Below are 18,913 nucleotides of genomic sequence, written 5' to 3' on the forward strand. Positions count from 1 at the left end.
TCCAACAAAATGTAACTGGGGGACAGTGAGTTTTGCTTCTACTCTTTATTTAGGACCCATTCTTGATCTTTTAGTTGCGAAAGTGCCCCCAGACTGGCAACTAGATGTTAGGCTAGGGCTGCAAGAGGCTCTAGTCAATGCGGCAAAACATGGAAATCAACTGGATCCCAGTAAGACTGTTATTGTTCAGTATGCCATGATGCCAGCAGAATGTACTTGGATCATTACTGATAAAGGAGCTGGGTTTATCCCTAATTATTGTGGTTGTCAAGATGATCCTGACAGTTTTCTTCCTAACTATGATTCTGAAGGCGGCCGTGGCTTATGTATCCTATACCATATATTTGACCAAATCCATTGGAATGAAGAAGGAACGCAATTAAAATTAACTAAAAAACGACCCTAGGATGCTATTTTACAAAAATTGTCTTTTAGAGGGTACAAAACGTTTCTAGTTAACGAAAACTGCTGATTAACTGATTCTTTTTTAATTATATTTTCCTTGATTATTGGTCAGGTGGTTTCTGGCAAGTTTGACTTATATCAAAAGTGAATTAGTTATTGTCAGTCACCAAGGTAAGATAGAAAAGTGTAAACAACTTATGGGATAACGATTATGCTCATTGCAGCTTTATATTTATCATTAGGGGGACTTTATCTGCTCATTATTCCAGGAATGACTTATTTTTATCTCCAGAAACGCTGGTATGTTGCTAGTTCTATTGAACGCACTTTGATGTACTTTCTGGTGTTTTTCTTCTTTCCAGGGTTGCTATTGTTGAGTCCCTTTCTTAATTTTCGCCCGAAGCGTCGGGAGGTGAGAAGTTAAAGCTAAATGCGACGAATAGACGCGATCGCGCTCACTTTAGGAGTTTTCATTGCGGGAGGAGTGGCTTATCTCCTTTTACAGTTTTTTGGCTTAAGTTCTCAAAATGCAGGGGTTTGGAGTCAAGCCTTGCTCGTGGCTGGATTAATTGGTTGGGTAAGTACCTATCTTTTTCGAGTTTTTACCCAAAATATGACTTATAATAAACAACTCCAAGACTATGAAGAGGCAGTGCTGCAAAAACGTTTAGAGCAGATGACTCCTGAAGAGATCGCAAAACTGCAACAAGAGGTGGAAGAGGAAAAAGCAGCAGAATCTTCCTCTCAAGAACAAACTGAGGAAAAAGACCAATCATGACCACCGTTTCTCAATGTTTTCAAACCCTACGTCAAGAGAAAAAATGCGCCTTAATTCCGTTTTTGACAGCTGGGGATCCTGATCTAGAAACTACAGCTAAAGCCCTCCCTTTGCTTGATCGTGCTGGGGCTGATTTCATTGAGTTAGGAGTTCCCTATTCTGATCCCCTTGCGGATGGGCCTGTGATTCAGGCTGCTGCTACTCGGGCGTTGAAACGGGGGGTTAAGTTGGGGAATGTCTTAGAAGTGGTGGAAACAGTGCGCGATCAACTGCGATCGCCGATTGTTTTATTTTCTTACTATAATCCGATTTATCATCAGGGCGTTCATCCATTTCTGAAACGGATTTCTCAAGCAGGAGTCAAGGGGCTAGTTATTCCTGATATTCCCCTAGAAGAAGCGGAAACAATTTTAAAGCCAGCCCAAGACTATGGCGTTGAGGTAACACTTTTAGTTGCCCCTACTTCTCCTGAAGAGAGAATTCGCGCGATCGCGCAGAAATCCCAAGGTTTTATCTACTTGGTTAGTGTGACAGGAGTAACGGGAACTCGCACGGAAGTGGGCAGTCGAGTCAAAGAGTTATTACCCTTATTACGTCAGGCAAGTGATAAACCTGTTTGTGTTGGTTTTGGGGTTTCTCAACCACAACACGCCGAACAGATTAAAAACTGGGGGGCTGATGGCGTTATTGCTGGCAGTGCTTTTGTTAACCGTTTAGCGCAAGCTGATTCCCCTGATATGGGATTAACAGAAATTGAAGCCTTTTGTCGGAGTTTGAAAGCTGCGATTTAGTTTGTTATTGGTTATTAGTTATTTGTTGTTAGATGACTGTAGCCTTAGTAGTGAGTTAGATTACTTTTAGAAAATTTTACAGGGTGGATGTCTGCTCATTAGACTTTGTAAAAAATCTGAGCTTTAATTTGCCAATACTTTTTATACTTCTCCAATTGTAGCAAAAAAATACAAAAAAAGTCAAGGAAATGGTAAATTAAGCATATCGTAGGTTGAGGAGAAATAATAATGAGTTACGCGATCGCGCGCAGACAAGAAGAAAGCTATCAAACCTATATTCTCTCCGACGAAGCCAAACAGAGTCGATTAGAAATTGTCCCTCAACGGGGAGGAATTGTTACTAGTTGGCGGATTCAAGGACAAGAAATCTTCTATATGGACTGGGACCGCTTCCAAGATGCTAACAAGAGTGTTCGCGGAGGTATCCCAATTTTATTTCCCATCTGCGGTGACTTACCCAATGACTGTTACACCTATCAAGGACAAGAATACACCCTAAAGCGACATGGTTTCGCTCGTGATTTGCCTTGGGAAGTAACCGCCCAAGAAACAGAAAATGAAGCTGCCTTAACGCTAGTATTAAAAAGCAATGACCAAACGCGAGCAATTTATCCTTTTGACTTTGAAATCACATTTACCTATCGGCTAAAAGGAAATACTCTAACCTTAGATCAAACCTATCGCAATTATTCCAGTGAAGCGATGCCTTTTTCTACAGGGTTACATCCTTACTTTTGGCTAACAGACAAAGAACAAATGCAACTGGATATTCCTGCAACCCAGTACCAAGATAATGTGAATCAAGGAACATATAGTTATCAGGGAAAATTTAACCTTGATCAAGAGGAGATTGATGCTCAACTGCGACCTTTAGCCCGTCAGAAAGCGAGTATAGCCCTACCAAAACGAGGATTTAACGTCAATTTAAGCTTTTCTCCAGAATATACGACTGTTGTATTTTGGAATATTAAAGGAAAGGACTTTACTTGCCTTGAACCTTGGACAGCACCCCGCAATGCAATGAATACAGGAGAAGATTTATTAGTTATTCCCTCTTGGGAAAGTAAAAATTTACAAGTCGTGTTTGAAATTACCCCTAATTCCAATTAAAACAACAGTAACTGTTCATTAGTAATTATTCCTTGTTATGATTGCTGTTGGTTAGTTAAAAGGATATCAAAGTAACGTGGTGGAAGCCTTAAAAATTGGTTTGTTAGGACTGGGAACTGTGGGAACAGCAACCGCAGAAATTTTACAATCTCCAGAGAGACGTAACCCTGTATTAAATGACATTACAATTGCGAAAGTAGGAGTCAGTAATTTAGAGAAACCGCGTCAAGTTCAGTTTCCTGAAGGGGTGCTAACAACTGATTTAGAAGGAATTGTTAATGATCCCAATATTGATGTAATCATTGAGTTAATCGGGGGATTAGAACCAGCGCGATCGCTGATCCTACAGGCTATTGCCAAGGGGAAACACATTGTTACTGCTAACAAGGCTGTAATTTCTCGCTATGGAGAGGAAATTTATCACGCTGCCGAACAAGCAGGGGTTTATGTTTTCATAGAAGCAGCCGTTGGCGGTGGCATTCCTGTCATTCGTCCGTTACAGCAAGCCCTAAGCGTTAACCGTATTCAAAGTATTTTAGGGATTATTAACGGCACAACCAACTTTATTTTAACCAAAATGGGAGCTGAAGGGAGTGACTTTGCTGAAGTTCTCACCGAAGCTCAAGAATTAGGGTATGCGGAAGCAGATCCCAGTGCGGATGTGGATGGCTATGATGCAGCTGATAAAATTACGATTTTAGCAACTCTTGCTTTTGAAGAACAGGTCAATCTAGAGGATGTTTCTTGTGAAGGAATTCGCCAAGTTAGTGCTGTTGATATTAAATATGCTAAACAATTAGGCTTTGAAATAAAACTCCTCGCGATCGCGCAACGAGATGAAACAGGATTACAAGTTAGAGTTCATCCCACTCTCGTTCCGAAAGATCATCCTCTCGCCAGTATTGATGGAGTAAATAACGCTATTTTAGTAGAAGGGGATCCCTTGGGACAAGTGATGTTTTATGGTCCCGGCGCTGGGGGAGGGGCAACTGCTAGTGCAGTAGTCTCTGATTTAATGAACATTGCTGCCATGGTAAAAACCACTGCTTCAGTGAATCCTTTAATGAAAATTCCACAACATCCTGCAGGTCAGCTAGTACCCATTCAAGAATTAGTAACTCGTTTTTATGCCCGAATCATCTGCGTAGATCGACCAGGCGTCATTGGCAATTTAGGCACTTGTTTTGGCAAACATAATGTCAGCTTAGAGTCCATTGTACAAATTGATTTTAACCATGGCATTGCTGAGGTTGTAGTTGTTACTCATAATGTAAAAGAAGAAAATTTCCGCAAGGCTCTCGCAGAAATTCCTCAATTAGAAGCCATTGATCAAATTCAAATCCCTAGTGTTTTAAGAGTTTTACGAGAAAATCTGTAAAAAAATTAATGCAAATAAATTAATCTAGTTCAGTAAAATGAATGGCAGGATCTTGGGCAACCCAGCCTTGAGGAGTTTGATAACGGACTTGAAAATGGAGGTAAGAATTATCACCACTAACTTGTCCACTAGTTCCCACTGTTCCAATTTGGTCTCCGGCGCTAACTGACTCTTCTTCTTCTACCTTGAGCCTTTCTAAATGGCCGTAGCGCGTTTGTTTTCCCTCATGGAGAATAACCACCAAATTACCATACCTAGGATGTTCCCCAGCAAACGTTACTTCTCCGCCTTCTGCTGCTAAAACTGGTGTTCCCACATCAGCCATTAAATTAACACCACTATGTAAACGCCGTTGTTCTGTATCTGGATCAGAGTACCAGCCATAATTTTGCCCTACAGGGGCTGACTCTGGAAGGGGATAATGACTTAAGCCTGTATAAGTATCAATTGACTCCTCTCCTTGACTTTCCCAAGCAACACCAGGAAGAAACACTACTTCTGGTTGAGGGGTACAACCATTAAGCTCAAATAAAACATCTGCACGAACTCCATAAGCCTCTTCTAAGTCTTGCCAAGTTGTTCCGGAAGGAACTTCTACACGCACCCCATTAAAAGGGGGAATTAAAATTTCGGTTCCCACAGGGACAGTTTCTTGTTGCAAACTAGGATTAAGGCGAACAAGGGTTTCTGGTAGTAAATCATATTGTTCTGCAATACTTTCCACTGTTTCTCCAGGTTCAATTTGATGAGCATCCAAACGAGACAGAATTGGAGGGGGACAACTTTCTTCACCGGACATAAGCTGGGCTGATACGGAAACTGGAAAGAGTGGTCCTAATAACAGACCAACAGCCAAGGTTAAATACTTATTCATAAAATAGGGCAAAACACGACAGTGACAACAAGAGGATTTTATTAGAAGTCTAGCGAATTTTAGGGATAGATTAGGATTTCAGTAAAGGAAAATTTAATTCTTCTCGTTGCTCATAATATCGTTGAGCAGTTTTTCGAGCTAAAGAACGAATGCGACCAATATAGAGAGTGCGCTCTGTTACTGAAATAACCCCTCTTGCTTCTAAGAGATTAAATGTATGAGAGGATTTTAGAACATAATCTAAACTAGGAAGAACTAATCCCTTTTCAATCAACTGACTAGCTTCTTGTTCATAGAGTGTAAATAACTGAAAAAGTAATTCTGAATTAGAGGCTTCAAAGTTATAAGTACATTGCTCAATTTCTCCCTGCAAATGAATATCCCCATAATTCAGCTCATCATTCCACTGAATTTTGGGGAGTGCATCTACCTCTTGTAAATACATGACAATGCGTTCTATCCCATAAGTAATCTCAATGGAAACTGGATGACAGTCAATTCCGCCACACTGCTGAAAGTAGGTAAACTGAGTAATTTCCATTCCATCTAACCAAACTTCCCAGCCCACTCCCCATGCACCGAGGGTTGGAGATTCCCAATTATCTTCAACAAAACGAATATCATGATCTTCAGGCTGAATTCCTAAAGCGCGTAAAGACTCTAAAAAAACTTCTTGAATATTGCTTGGAGAAGGTTTAATAAGAACTTGATATTGGTAATAGTGTTGAAATCGATTTGGATTTTCGCCATAGCGTCCATCCGTAGGGCGACGACAAGGCTCAATATAAGCAACAGACCATGGTTCAGGCCCAATAGCTCTTAAAAAAGTGTGAGGGCTCATCGTCCCTGCGCCCTTTTCCGTATCATAAGGCTGGGCAATCAAACAAGAATGATTTTCCCAGAACTCGTTTAAGGTTGCTACCACTGACTGAAAATTTTTTGAAGACATCACTCTATTGTTTCTAATTGTTACACTTTCACCTGCCCTCACATTGTGCCACAACCCCCATGAAACAAGGAAAAGAAAAAAAGTAGAAAAAATTTTAGAAAAAGGGTTGACACTTCCAGAAATCCACACTATATTGGTTAATGCGCTCGAAAGGGAAGCGGTGAAACGCGCCCCATAGCGAGCCCTCTGAACCTAGACAAATTAATAGTTGGAAAAGCCAAGCGTTAACTACTAGATAGTTAAAGCATCCACGTCAAATTATTATCTAAACCCTGCTGACACCGAAGCCAGACTTACGAGTTAAGCAACGGTGAAAGCATAACCAAAAATCGAGCCAAAAACTCATCAAAATGGAGAGTTTGATCCTGGCTCAGGATGAACGCTGGCGGCGTGCCTAACACATGCAAGTCGAACGAAGCCTTTTAGGCTTAGCCTAGAAGGCTTAGTGGCGGACGGGTGAGTAACGCGTGAGAATCTCCCTTCAGGATGGGGACAACCGTTGGAAACGACGGCTAATCCCCAATGTGCCGAGAGGTGAAAAGGGTTTCCGCCTGAAGAAGAGCTCGCGTCCGATTAGTTAGTTGGTGAGGTAAGAGCTCACCAAGGCAGCGATCGGTAGCTGGTCTGAGAGGATGAGCAGCCACACTGGGACTGAGACACGGCCCAGACTCCTACGGGAGGCAGCAGTGGGGAATTTTCCGCAATGGGCGAAAGCCTGACGGAGCAACGCCGCGTGTGGGAAGAAGGCTCTTGGGCTGTCAACCACTTTTCTCAGGGAAGAAGACCTGACGGTACCTGAGGAATCAGCCTCGGCTAACTCCGTGCCAGCAGCCGCGGTAATACGGAGGAGGCAAGCGTTATCCGGAATTATTGGGCGTAAAGCGTCCGCAGGGGGCGCATCAAGTCTGCTGTTAAAGGTCGGAGCTTAACTCCGGTAGAGCAGTGGAAACTGGTGCGCTAGAGGGCGACAGGGGTAGAGGGAATTCCCAGTGTAGCGGTGAAATGCGTAGAGATTGGGAAGAACACCGGTGGCGAAAGCGCTCTACTGGGTCGCACCTGACCCTCAGGGACGAAAGCTAAGGTAGCGAAAGGGATTAGATACCCCTGTAGTCTTAGCCGTAAACGATGGATACTAGGCGTGGCTTGTATCGACCCAAGCCGTGCCGAAGCTAACGCGTTAAGTATCCCGCCTGGGGAGTACGCACGCAAGTGTGAAACTCAAAGGAATTGACGGGGGCCCGCACAAGCGGTGGAGGATGTGGTTTAATTCGATGCAACGCGAAGAACCTTACCAGGGCTTGACATGCCGCGAATCTTCCTGAAAGGGAAGAGTGCCTTCGGGAGCGCGGACACAGGTGGTGCATGGCTGTCGTCAGCTCGTGTCGTGAGATGTTGGGTTAAGTCCCGCAACGAGCGCAACCCTCGTCCTTAGTTGCCAGCATTAAGTTGGGCACTCTAGGGAGACTGCCGGTGACAAACCGGAGGAAGGTGAGGATGACGTCAAGTCAGCATGCCCCTTATGCTCTGGGCAACACACGTCCTACAATGGTCGGGACAAAGGGGAGCAAGCTCGCGAGAGTAAGCGAATCCCATCAAACTCGGCCTCAGTTCAGATTGCAGGCTGCAACTCGCCTGCATGAAGGAGGAATCGCTAGTAATCGCAGGTCAGCATACTGCGGTGAATTCGTTCCCGGGCCTTGTACACACCGCCCGTCACACCATGGAAGCTGGCCAAGCCCGAAGTCGTTACCCTAACCGTATGGAGGGGGGCGCCGAAGGCTGGGCTGGTGACTGGGGTGAAGTCGTAACAAGGTAGCCGTACCGGAAGGTGTGGCTGGATCACCTCCTTAAAAGGAGACCTTTCTAGAGTCAGCTCTGAAAAAGAAGTAAGAGAGACATCTAGCACTCCTAAGGTCGGTCGTGGAAGGCTTTTCCATCTAGGTTTGGAAGGGGCTATTAGCTCAGCTGGTTAGAGCGCACCCCTGATAAGGGTGAGGTCCCTGGTTCAAGTCCAGGATAGCCCATAGCGGGGGTATAGCTCAGCTGGTAGAGCACCTGCCTTGCACGCAGGGAGTCAGCGGTTCGAGTCCGCTTACCTCCATGCAAGCTTCAGCACTGTTGACTGCTCAACAACTGCTGGACGCTTGTCCAGACCAGAACCTTGAAAACTGCATAGTCACCAAGACACAAATCAAGACCGAGGTCAAGCTACAAAGAGCTAACGGTAGAGCCCTCGGCACACAGAGGCGAAGAAGGACGTGGTAACCGACGAAACGCTACGGGGAGCTGGAAACAAGCATTGAGCCGTAGGTGTCCGAATGGGAAAACCCCTTTGAACGGTCTGCTGAATCTATAGGCAGACACGAGCCAACGCGGTGAACTGAAACATCTTAGTAGCTGTAGGAAAAGAAAACAACCGTGATTCCCCTAGTAGCGGCGAGCGAACGGGGAAAAGCCTAAACCAGTTACTGCGGTAGCTGGGGTAGAGGGACAGCATCACGGGACAGGAAAAGTTAAACGAAGCAGCTGAAAACTGCACCAGAGAAGGTAAAAGTCCTGTAGTTGAAAACCAGACCTGCCCAGCTGTATCCCGAGTAGCTCGGAACACGAGAAATCCCGAGTGAATCAGCCAGGACCACCTGGTAAGGCTAAATACTCCTGTGTGACCGATAGCGAACCAGTACCGCGAGGGAAAGGTGAAAAGAACCCCGGCGAGGGGAGTGAAAAAGAACGTGAAACCGTTAGCTTACAAGCAGTGGGAGGACGATTAAACGTCTGACCGCGTGCCTGTTGAAGAATGAGCCAGCGAGTAATTGCTAGTGGCCGGTTAAGCTGGAAACAGCGAAGCCCAAGGGAAACCGAGTCTGAAAAGGGCGTAAGTCACCAGCAATTGACCCGAACCCGGGTGAACTAACCATGGCCAGGAGGAAGCTTGGGTAGTACCAAGTGGAAGTCCGAACCGACCAACGTTGAAAAGTTGGCGGATGAGCTGTGGTTAGCGGTGAAATGCCAATCGAACTCGGAGCTATCTGGTTCTCCCCGAAATGCGTTTAGGCGCAGCAGCGACAACAACCCACTGGGGGTAAAGCACTGTTTCGCTGCGGGCTGCGAAAGCGGTACCAAAGCGAGGCAAACTCAGAATACCAGTGGCGAGGTCGCCAGTGAGACGGTGGGGGATAAGCTTCATCGTCAAGAGGGAAACAGCCCAGACCACCAGCTAAGGTCCCCAAATGATGGCTAAGTGAAAAAGGAGGTAGGAACGCAAAGACAACCAGGAGGTTTGCCTAGAAGCAGCCACCCTTAAAAGAGTGCGTAATAGCTCACTGGTCAAGCGTTCCCGCGCCGAAAATGAACGGGGCTAAGTCATCTACCGAAGCTGTGGACTCATTTATGAGTGGTAGGGGAGCGTTGTTAAGCGGGAGAAGCACTAGCGGCAAGCAGGTGTGGACGCTTAACAAGTGAGAATGTTGGCTTGAGTAGCGAAAACTTTGGTAAGAATCCAAAGCCCCGAAACCCCAAGGGTTCCTCCGGAAGGCTCGTCCGCGGAGGGTTAGTCAGGACCTAAGGCGAGGCGGAAACGCGTAGTCGATGGACAACGGGTGAATAATCCCGTACTAGTGTGAGTTGGTGTCGGGGGACGGAGAAGGTTTAACTCAGCCCAGGGATGGAAAACTGGGTGCAAGCGTTCGAAGGTGAAGACGGGTGGCGAAAACACCCCGAGCTAAGGCGTGAGACCGACTCGCTACGGCGAGGAAGTGAGACAAATCAGACTCCCCAGAAAAGCCCGAAGCACCAAAAACTCAGACTACCTGTACCCGAAACCGACACAGGTGGGGAAGTAGAGAATACTAAGGGGCGCGAGAAAACTCTCTCTAAGGAACTCGGCAAAATCACCCCGTAACTTCGGGAGAAGGGGTACCAGCGAGAGCTGGTCGCAGTGAAGAGGCCCAGGCGACTGTTTACCAAAAACACAGGTCTCCGCCAACTCGAAAGAGGAAGTATGGGGGCTGACGCCTGCCCAGTGCTGGAAGGTTAAGGAAGTTGGTTAGTCCTTCGGGACGAAGCTAGCAACCGAAGCCCCAGTGAACGGCGGCCGTAACTATAACGGTCCTAAGGTAGCGAAATTCCTTGTCGGGTAAGTTCCGACCCGCACGAAAGGCGTAACGATCTGGGCGCTGTCTCGGAGAGAGACTCGGCGAAATAGGAGTGTCTGTGAAGATACGGACTACCTACACCAGGACAGAAAGACCCCATGAAGCTTTACTGTAACCTGAAGTGGGGTTCGGGCTGAGCTTGCGCAGGATAGGTGGGAGGCGAAGAAAGTTTCCTTGTGGGGAAACTGGAGCCATCCTTGAGATACCACTCTGGTTCAGCTAGAATTCTAACCTTCACCCGTAAACCGGGGAAGGGACAGCTGCAGGCGGGCAGTTTGACTGGGGCGGTCGCCTCCTAAAAGGTAACGGAGGCGCGCCAAGGTTCCCTCAGGCTGGTTGGAAATCAGCCGCAGAGTGCAAAGGCAGAAGGGAGCTTGACTGTAAGACTGACAAGTCGAGCAGGGACGAAAGTCGGCCTTAGTGATCCGACGGCCCTGCGTGGAAAGGCCGTCGCTCAACGGATAAAAGTTACTCTGGGGATAACAGGCTGATCTCCCCCAAGAGTTCACATCGACGGGGAGGTTTGGCACCTCGATGTCGGCTCATCGCAACCTGGGGCTGAAGTCGGTCCCAAGGGTTGGGCTGTTCGCCCATTAAAGCGGTACGCGAGCTGGGTTCAGAACGTCGTGAGACAGTTCGGTCCATATCCGGTGTAGGCGCAAGAGCATTGAGAGGAGCCTTCCTTAGTACGAGAGGACCGGGAAGGACGCACCGCTGGTGTACCTGTTATCGTGCCAACGGTAAACGCAGGGTAGCCAAGTGCGGAGCGGATAACCGCTGAAAGCATCTAAGTGGGAAGCCCACCTCAAGATGAGTGCTCTCATTCCGCAAAGGAAGTAAGGTCACAGGAAGAACACCTGTTTATTCGGCGCTCGGTGGAAGTCTGGTAACAGATGAAGCCAAAGCGTGCGAACCGACCGAGGGCTTGACCTCATTAATCTTGGTGACATGCAGTCTTGAAGGTTCTGCTTTCAGAACCCACAGCATTTCCTGGTGCTGAAGGCGCAGTGGAACCACTCCGACCCATCCCGAACTCGGTAGTGAAACGCTGCAGCGGCGAAGATACTTGACGGGTGACTGTCTGGGAAAATAGCTCGGTGCCAGGTTTTTTCTTTCCCCCCTTTACGGGGGGTTTGTTTTTTTTAAACTTCTGTATCTAGTGTCCTCAGAAGATGCTCACTTCGCTCCGGAGGGTCAATGCTTGCCAAATTAATAAAAATACGTTATAAGTAGGGAAGGTTAAGTTTTCACGCCTCCATTCTCTGCGAGATCTAACTCCGACTAGCGTGGAAACATCGTTTTAACGTAGCATTTACAAAATTTAGACAAAGCGAAGTGAATTTATGACTAAGCAAGTAGCTCACCCAATGGTGAAGTTGCAACGTCAAGTGCAGTCACTGGTTGAATCCAAACTGCTGAAACCAACTGACAGCATCTGGAAAATTGCCCTTCTCTATGGAGATGAATGGTCTTACTGGAAAAATGAACTTTTAGAGTTTGGTTTTTCTATGCAAGACCCTGTTCAAGAGATTATTGTTGTTGATGAATGGGATGATGAGTAATCCATTCCTTCATCTTTAATATCAATTAAATTAACTGGCATTGCCTTGAAATCTTCTCGTTTTCATCCAGACACAATTGACGCAATTCGCGAACAAGCTGACATTGTTGATGTTGTCTCTGATTATGTTGCCTTAAAAAAGCAAGGGAAAGACTATCAAGGGTTATGTCCCTTCCATGACGAAAAAACCCCCAGTTTTACTGTTAGCCCGAGTAAACAGTTTTATCATTGCTTTGGCTGCGGTGCTGGGGGTAATGTCTTTAAGTTTCTCATGGAGTTGGGGAAACAGTCTTTTAGTGAAGTGGTGTTAGACTTAGCCCAACGCTATCAAGTTCCCGTCAAAACCCTTGAACCAGAACAACAGGAGGAAATTCAGCGCGAATTATCCCAAAGGGAACAACTGTATGAAATTTTGGCAGTGGCTAGTAATTTCTATCAGCACGTTTTATATCAATCTCAAGGGAAAACTGCCCTCGAATATTTCCAAGAGGAACGAAAATTAGAAAAAGAAACCATTGCTAGCTGGGGATTAGGGTACGCACCCCAAGGTTGGGATACTCTCTATCGCTATTTAGTGGAACAAAAACGCTATCCTGTGGGGTTAGTAGAAGAAGCAGGATTAATTCAGCAACGGAAGTCAGGAAATGGCTATTATGATCGATTTCGCGATCGCGCTATGATTCCGATTAAAGATGCAAAAGGGCGCGTGATTGGCTTTGGCAGTCGTACCTTAGGAAACAGTGAACCCAAATACTTAAACTCCCCAGAAACCCCCTTATTTGATAAAAGTAAAACCCTCTTTGCCCTTGATAAAGCCAGAGACGCAATTCGTAAAGAAGATCAAGTCATTGTTGTTGAAGGCTATTTTGACGCGATCGCGCTTCATAGTGTGGGAATTAAACCTGTGGTTGCATCTTTAGGAACAGCCTTTAGCCAAGATCAAATCCGTCAACTTCTACGCTACACCGAATCCAAACAAATCATCTTTAATTTTGATGCTGATCAAGCAGGTATTACCGCCACCAAACGCGCCATTGGAGAAGTTGAACCGCTTGTGTATGCAGGGCAAGTCCAACTCCGCATTTTAAACCTTCCAGGGGGAAAAGATGCCGATGAATTTTTACATCAAAGTGAAAACGCAGCCCAACAATACCGACAGCAATTAGAAACCGCGCCTCTGTGGATAGACTGGCAAATTCAACAGCTAGTTACTGATAAAGACTTAAAGCAAGCGGATCAAGCGCAGCAAGTAATGAATGAAATGGTGAAACTGCTTCATCATATTCAAACCCCAACTCTACGCAGCCACTATCTTCGTCACTGTGCTGAAATTTTGAGTCAAGGCGACTCGCAACAAGTTTCCCTTTATACCGAAAGTCTCCGTCAAGCACTGAGAAAACCCCAAGCCAAAGCCCCATCCCAAACTTCCAAGCAAAAGCAAATTGCCAATTTTCCCACAGCCAGTCAACTGTTAGGACAAGCAGAAGCCCTTTTATTACGAGTTTATCTCCATTGTCCTCGCTATCGAAAGCAAATTACCCAAACCTTAGAGGAAAAAGAATTATTCTTTAGCTTATCTCCCCATCGCTGGTTATGGCAGAAAATTGTCCAGTTAGAAGAAACCGATGATTTCAGCCGTGATCATCAAGAGAATAATCGTCTCTTACGCCAGCTAGAAAATGAAATGATCCAAACTCCAGAACAAGAAAAACTGGTTAGAAGTATTATTTACTTACAAGAAACCACTCGTACCGACTTACAACGCCCTGGGTTAGTGGTACAAGCCGCGATCGCGACTTTAGAACAAACTGCTTGTGAGAAACAGAAACATTACTGCTTACAACAATGGCTTGATGCGAGTAATGATGAACAGACAATTCATTACTATATGGAAGAATTTTATGAAGTGCAAAGGCGACTAGAACATCTCAAACAACAGCGTCAATTCTCAATCAATGACATTATTAATCTCACTAATTAGCGAGTTCTTCTGGAGAGAGTCGATTGATTAAAAAAATCGGCATTAGAGACTGACTGATTTGTTGAAAATAGTTTGGACTAAGGTAGGCTTGATACTCTGATTTTTGAGCAAGATGCGTCTTAAAAAAAGCTGTTGTCAGAGCTTCCACATACCCTTGGGCAATTTCAGGATCGGGACCAATCGCTTCAGTAGGAATAGCAATCGCATCTCCTTCGGCTGGAGGAATCAGGGAAAAGTGAGTTCCCCCCTTCAGTAAAACTAAATACTGATTTGGAACATCTAACCAAGTAAACGGGCGAATTTGCTCCGTTAAAGCTGGAGTGACTGTATCTTCACTTCCGGCTAATATTAAAGTGGGAACATCAATATTTGCCATGCCTTCTTCTCCAAAAATTTTACTGGCAAAGGGATTCATGGCAAAAACTGCTTGAATTCTAGGATCATTAAACTGATAATCCTCTTCAGGAAGGCGAGTTAATTGGCATTGCAACAATAGGGATAAATTTAAAACCGCCGCCTTGTCTTGGTTATCACATCGACTAGCAACTGTTGGATAATCAATAGTTGCGCCTGCAACCGCCAAACTCGTGTACCCTCCATAAGATTGCCCAATGACTCCCACATTATTAGTATCAATATCTTCAGAGTAATTCTGTTCTAAATAATCGAGTAAAAATTGAATATCTAGAGGACGATTGACTAATTCTTCTGGAGGACTAATCTCTCCTTCTAACCCCATCATCAAAGATTCCAACTGACGAACATTACTTCCGGGGTGTTCAATGGTTGCCACGGCAAAACCGTAGGAAGCTAAATTCTCAGCCAAATAAGCATAAGTGTGACGATCTGACCCTAAGCCATGAGAAATCATAATCAAGGGTGGTGGTTCTGAAGTCTCAGGGAGGTAGAGTTCAGCTAGAATTTCACGTTGTGACGGTGAACGAACGCCAACTCTTACAAAATCTCGCTCTCGATCTACTAAGCGAAGACTTTCAGTTTGAAATGCTACATTCCCTTGAGACTCCAGATCATGGAGAAATAAATCGTCTTGTGTAGATAAAGAAATCTGAGCTTGAGATTTACCTTTAATAAGAGTAACTGCTTCTTCTGTTTCCCGAATAAAACGGCTGAGTTGGTTAACCAGTTCAAATCCCCGACCCGAATTAATACGTAACCCTTCAGTGGGGAAATGTCGCAGAAAAGTTAGTAAGGTAAGTTCTTCCTCTTTAGCAGAGGCTAAAATTAGACCAGCGCGAATGGCATAAAATCCCCCCTGACGGTGTTTAGTATCAACAATTTCTCCAAATTGTCTCAGGATTGCTTCTCCTTGCGGGGAATAGAGAAACTGCGAGATCGCGATCGTATCGAGTTCTGCAGGTATAGTTAAAACTTCTTGTAATCGTTGCTTTTGTTGCTGATTTAAATACCGTGTGTAAGCCCCTAACTCAGGTGTAACTGTTCCATCTTCTGCATATTTTTCGAGAGAATCCACAGAAACCGAAATTTCGAGTAACCCTAAAGACACATAAACCTTTTCGGCGGCGGAGGCTGGAAGAGATAGTAAAAAGAGGCTAGCCGTAGAGAAAAGCAATGGCAGCGATCGCGGTTTGAGCCACTTTAAATGATCAATCATCTATTTTTCTCCTCGAAATATGCCAATATTTAACATAGACTGAATAAGCTTGTGTTGCCGACTATAAAAACTGGATATGCCTTTTCCCATCTTTTCTTATGATCTCATTATTATTGGTAACACTGCTACTGGCAGGTATGCAGCTTTAAAGGCGAGTCTTTGGGAAGCCCGAGTTGCTCTAGTTACTCAAGACATTTCTAGCTCTGATGAAGCTGATAGCCTTTATAACTTTACTCTGACACAACTAACTCAAATTGCCCAAAAGTGGGAAAACATCATCCCCCCTTCTTTTCCCCCCATAGAAACCTATCAAGAATGGGCCCAAGAAGTGATAACAATTTTCCAAGAAGAAAGCAATTTAGTAAAATTAGAAGCTCAGGGAGTGGACGTTATTGAAGGAAAAGGAGAATTTTGTCGGCTTCCTAAACAGGCTTTCATTATAAATGAAAAAAAAATCCAAGCCCGTGCTTATTTAATCGCAACCGAAACTACTCCTATTCTTCCTAATATTTCTGATTTATCCGGCGTTGGCTACTTAACATTCTCGGATTTAAAAATTCAAAATACTCTCCCTAATTTACCTGATAATATTACAATTATTGGGGAAGATCCTAAAGCCATTAGTTTAGCACAAAATTTAGCAAGTCTGAATAAACAAGTAACATTAGCAGTAGCTAACTCTCACCTTTTACCTGCTGAAGATCAGGAAATAAGCTATTGGTTGCAAATGCAATTAGAGGCTAATGGGATTAATCTCTTAACCAAGAGTCCTCTTTTAGAGATTCAGGAGTTTAATGGAAAAAAAGCTCTAAGACTGGGAAAGCATAATTTTAAAACAGATGAAATCATTATTTTCCCTGCAACCTCTCCTAATATTGAAGGATTAAATTTAGAGGGAATTGATGTTGATTATGATGGGAAAGGGGTAATTCTCAATAAGTATTTACAAACAACTAATCAAAAAGTTTATGCCTGTGGCAGCATTGTCGGGGGGTATGACTTTTTCAATTTAGCACAGCATGAAGTAGAAATTGCTCTTAAAAATGCCTTATTTCTGCCATTATTTCAAGTTAATTATCACTTAATTCCTTATGTTATTCAGAGCATTCCCAACTTAGGAAGAGTGGGCATAAGTGAAGCTCAGGCACAACGACGTTATGGACAAAATTTTGTAATTTTTAAGGAATATTTTAAGAATAACTTAGTTCATCTTAGCCAAGGAGAGCCCACAGGTTTTTTAAAGCTCATTATTCACAAAAATGGGACAATTTTAGGGGGGCATTGCTGTAGCAATCATGCCCAAGAATTAGTAAGTGTTATTGCTTTAGCCATGTCTCAAAACCTTAAAATTCAACAGCTAGGGAAGATTAATTTTCCGTCTCCCTCTACATGGGATGTAATGAAGGGGATATTGCAACAATGGGAAAGTTATTATTATCGCACTCATCCACGTTTGCGAGAATTAAGGAAACGATATTTTTTCAAGCGTCGTCCCTAAATACAACTAAAAATAAACAACTTTACCATCGGGTTTGAAGCCTAATTTGAGTGAACTGGCTTAAAAATTGCAAAAGACGAGGTATAACCATGTAAGAAGGTTTGATTTCCCACGGGACCAATTTCCCCGTTACAGAAAAATCCTCCCACTGGAATCTGACTTAAATACTTGCGGAATAATTCGGAATCAAAATTCGGTTTTCCGTATAATTCTTTTCCTCGCCCTAAACAAGAAAATAATAACGCTCCCACAGGGGAAGAAGAACTAATCTCCTGTTGCTGATACTGTTGTAATAGCATTTCTAAATCTTCTGCGGAAGTATCTCCATCTCGGAGATGAAATTGAACCCGCTGTCCAGGTCGTAATTTATCTCCTACCGCGATCGCGCCTACTTTTGGATCAACTCCCAATAAATTTCGTACTAAGAAATCCCCCTGTTGTAACTCTAGCTTAAACTCATCCCGAGCAATGCCTAAAAATAAAGAATGTTGCGCCAACTCTTGATCTTCAGGGCTTAACTCCGTCATCAACTCTCGCAGGGCTTGTAAAGGTGGTTTTGGGCTTTCTACGCCATCTTCTTGTACTGTAGCCACTTCTGCAAGCACATTCCGCTCACTTTTGGTAATCTGATATTGGGGCCCCACAGGACGACATCCTTGAGCAACAATCGTATCCACTTTAATGTCACCACTAAGGGCAATTCCTATAATACCTTCCCTTAATAAAGCGGTTTCCTCAGTTTTTTCACTGTCATAGTAAAATAATCCTGTTTGCATTCCCATCGCCATGGCACTTCCTAATCCCCCTACTTTTTTCCCTTGAGGATAGGCAAAGTCTAACCCTTCGAGTAAATCATTTACTTTCGAGAAAAAGGGATCAGCTAGTAAAATAAAATCAGGTTCTTCTTGGGGAGAAACGCCTGTTAAAGTTTCCCATGCTTGGGCAGAACTATCCAAGTCTGGAATTTCATCAGCGCTTACATGAAATCCTTGCACTTTGACATTGGGTAAATGGGCAACTGTGAGGCTTAAAGCAGGATTCCCTTCAATTTCTTGGGCTTGATCATCACTATCAATGCCAATAATTCCACCTCCCCCAGTACCAATGAGGAGTTTAATGGGAAGTTTATCCAAAAGTAAAGGCACTAAACGGGGGTATTCACTGGCATAAGCCGAGGAAATAAATAAAAATCCTAAATCAGCAGATGCAGATAACTGCTCACTGATGCGTTCAGTTACTTCTGAAATGGCGGCTTCGAGGGAGAGACGAGTTGAGATAGCGTTTACCCACTGTATTTGCTGAGTCATAGTTGAAAATTAGCAACCGTGAGGAATATTTCTGTATGTTAACAATATCGTATTTTCACTCCGACGACGCATCCACATCCACTGCATCCACATCAATTGTACCAGGTGGCGTAATTCGCTGAAATTTGCCTTTTTCTATTTTGAGGGGTTCACCACAACTCGGACAACGGGACATCGTACCATTAAACCCTGTAAACTGGTATTGGCAAACGGGGCATTGATCTTCTACTAGGTTGCGTCGTAACCACCATTGCGCCCCAACCAGCGCGATCGCGGGTAAAATAATTGCTAAGGCTAAAACAATTAATAAACTATTGACAACCCAGCCGAGCCCCACTGAAGTTAATAATAACCCGATCACGATCAAGGTTAGCCAACAGCCCACCCCTGAAAGGTTCAATTGTGCTATTTTGGGGAAGTTCTGATTCACGAAGTACCCTCCAAATAAATACTGATCTTCTTCTTCTATCGTAAGATAAAATTACCCTTATCTG

14 protein-coding genes, 2 tRNA genes and 3 rRNA genes are annotated in these 18,913 nt (G+C 44.3%); 14 read left to right on the forward strand and 5 right to left on the reverse strand.

Features of this window, described 5'->3' with window-relative positions; all coding sequences use genetic code 11:
* Window positions 1-25: 25 nt before the first annotated feature.
* From FRE64_RS05440 to FRE64_RS05465, 6 genes are all read left to right on the forward strand, one after another.
* Window positions 26-406 carry an ATP-binding protein gene (locus FRE64_RS05440; protein WP_222597893.1) on the forward strand — a complete coding sequence of 127 codons (381 nt, stop codon included), beginning with the start codon at window positions 26-28 and terminating at the stop codon, window positions 404-406.
* Between the two features lie 210 nt (window positions 407-616).
* The gene (ndhL, locus tag FRE64_RS05445; RefSeq protein ID WP_146295020.1) at window positions 617-829 is read left to right on the forward strand and encodes an NAD(P)H-quinone oxidoreductase subunit L; all 213 of its coding nucleotides are present in this window, start codon (window positions 617-619) and stop codon (window positions 827-829) included.
* A 6-nt stretch (window positions 830-835) separates the two neighbouring features.
* A complete protein-coding gene (locus tag FRE64_RS05450) occupies window positions 836-1,183 on the forward strand; it encodes a DUF3007 family protein (protein WP_146295021.1) in 348 nt (115 codons plus the stop codon).
* Window positions 1,180-1,974 (forward strand): tryptophan synthase subunit alpha, encoded by a 795-nt coding sequence (gene trpA / locus FRE64_RS05455; RefSeq protein WP_146295022.1) that lies wholly within the window; start codon window positions 1,180-1,182, stop codon window positions 1,972-1,974. The genes FRE64_RS05450 and trpA overlap by 4 nt, the downstream gene beginning before the upstream one ends.
* 228 nt (window positions 1,975-2,202) lie before the next feature.
* A complete protein-coding gene (locus FRE64_RS05460) occupies window positions 2,203-3,084 on the forward strand; it encodes an aldose epimerase family protein (protein ID WP_146295023.1) in 882 nt (293 codons plus the stop codon).
* Window positions 3,085-3,160: 76 nt separating this feature from the next.
* The gene (locus FRE64_RS05465; protein WP_146295024.1) at window positions 3,161-4,462 is read left to right on the forward strand and encodes a homoserine dehydrogenase; all 1,302 of its coding nucleotides are present in this window, start codon (window positions 3,161-3,163) and stop codon (window positions 4,460-4,462) included.
* A 19-nt stretch (window positions 4,463-4,481) separates the two neighbouring features.
* On the opposite strand, the gene FRE64_RS05470 is transcribed toward FRE64_RS05465, so the two are convergent.
* Both FRE64_RS05470 and glyQ read right to left on the reverse strand, forming a co-directional pair.
* The gene (locus FRE64_RS05470) at window positions 4,482-5,261 is read right to left on the reverse strand and encodes a LysM peptidoglycan-binding domain-containing M23 family metallopeptidase (protein ID WP_246140403.1); all 780 of its coding nucleotides are present in this window, start codon (window positions 5,259-5,261) and stop codon (window positions 4,482-4,484) included.
* A gap of 145 nt (window positions 5,262-5,406) precedes the next feature.
* A complete protein-coding gene (glyQ, locus tag FRE64_RS05475) occupies window positions 5,407-6,285 on the reverse strand; it encodes a glycine--tRNA ligase subunit alpha (RefSeq protein WP_146295026.1) in 879 nt (292 codons plus the stop codon).
* A gap of 347 nt (window positions 6,286-6,632) precedes the next feature.
* Between glyQ and FRE64_RS05480 the strand changes: the two genes are divergently transcribed.
* From FRE64_RS05480 to dnaG, 7 genes are all read left to right on the forward strand, one after another.
* Window positions 6,633-8,135 (forward strand): 16S ribosomal RNA (locus FRE64_RS05480).
* Between the two features lie 100 nt (window positions 8,136-8,235).
* Window positions 8,236-8,309, forward strand: a tRNA-Ile gene (locus FRE64_RS05485).
* 4 nt (window positions 8,310-8,313) lie between these two features.
* A tRNA-Ala gene (locus FRE64_RS05490) sits at window positions 8,314-8,386 on the forward strand.
* A 100-nt stretch (window positions 8,387-8,486) separates the two neighbouring features.
* Window positions 8,487-11,372, forward strand: a 23S ribosomal RNA gene (locus FRE64_RS05495).
* A 56-nt stretch (window positions 11,373-11,428) separates the two neighbouring features.
* A 5S ribosomal RNA gene (gene rrf / locus FRE64_RS05500) occupies window positions 11,429-11,545 on the forward strand.
* Together the 16S, 23S and 5S rRNA genes with 2 tRNA genes alongside form the textbook arrangement of a ribosomal RNA operon.
* Before the next feature lie 237 nt (window positions 11,546-11,782).
* A complete protein-coding gene (locus tag FRE64_RS05505; RefSeq protein WP_146295027.1) occupies window positions 11,783-12,001 on the forward strand; it encodes a DUF4327 family protein in 219 nt (72 codons plus the stop codon).
* Window positions 12,002-12,046: 45 nt separating this feature from the next.
* Entirely contained in the window at window positions 12,047-13,981 is a 1,935-nt protein-coding gene (dnaG, locus tag FRE64_RS05510) for a DNA primase (RefSeq protein ID WP_146295028.1), read from the forward strand.
* Here dnaG and FRE64_RS05515 read toward each other — a convergent pair.
* Window positions 13,974-15,614 carry an alpha/beta hydrolase gene (locus tag FRE64_RS05515; protein WP_146295029.1) on the reverse strand — a complete coding sequence of 547 codons (1,641 nt, stop codon included), beginning with the start codon at window positions 15,612-15,614 and terminating at the stop codon, window positions 13,974-13,976. The two genes, dnaG and FRE64_RS05515, sit on opposite strands and share 8 nt — an antisense overlap.
* A 76-nt stretch (window positions 15,615-15,690) precedes the next feature.
* Between FRE64_RS05515 and FRE64_RS05520 the strand changes: the two genes are divergently transcribed.
* The gene (locus tag FRE64_RS05520) at window positions 15,691-17,112 is read left to right on the forward strand and encodes an FAD-dependent oxidoreductase (protein WP_146295030.1); all 1,422 of its coding nucleotides are present in this window, start codon (window positions 15,691-15,693) and stop codon (window positions 17,110-17,112) included.
* A 41-nt stretch (window positions 17,113-17,153) separates the two neighbouring features.
* Here the strand turns inward: FRE64_RS05520 and FRE64_RS05525 are convergent, their stop codons facing one another.
* Together FRE64_RS05525 and FRE64_RS05530 are read right to left on the reverse strand one after the other, a co-directional pair.
* Complete coding sequence (locus FRE64_RS05525) at window positions 17,154-18,419, reverse strand: FIST signal transduction protein (protein WP_146295031.1); 1,266 nt, start codon at window positions 18,417-18,419, stop codon at window positions 17,154-17,156.
* 55 nt (window positions 18,420-18,474) lie between these two features.
* A complete protein-coding gene (locus FRE64_RS05530; RefSeq protein WP_146295032.1) occupies window positions 18,475-18,849 on the reverse strand; it encodes a hypothetical protein in 375 nt (124 codons plus the stop codon).
* Between the last annotated feature and the right edge of the window lie 64 nt (window positions 18,850-18,913).

Source organism: Euhalothece natronophila Z-M001 (genome assembly GCF_007904085.1).
Taxonomy (GTDB): Bacteria; Cyanobacteriota; Cyanobacteriia; order Cyanobacteriales; family Rubidibacteraceae; genus Halothece; species Halothece natronophila.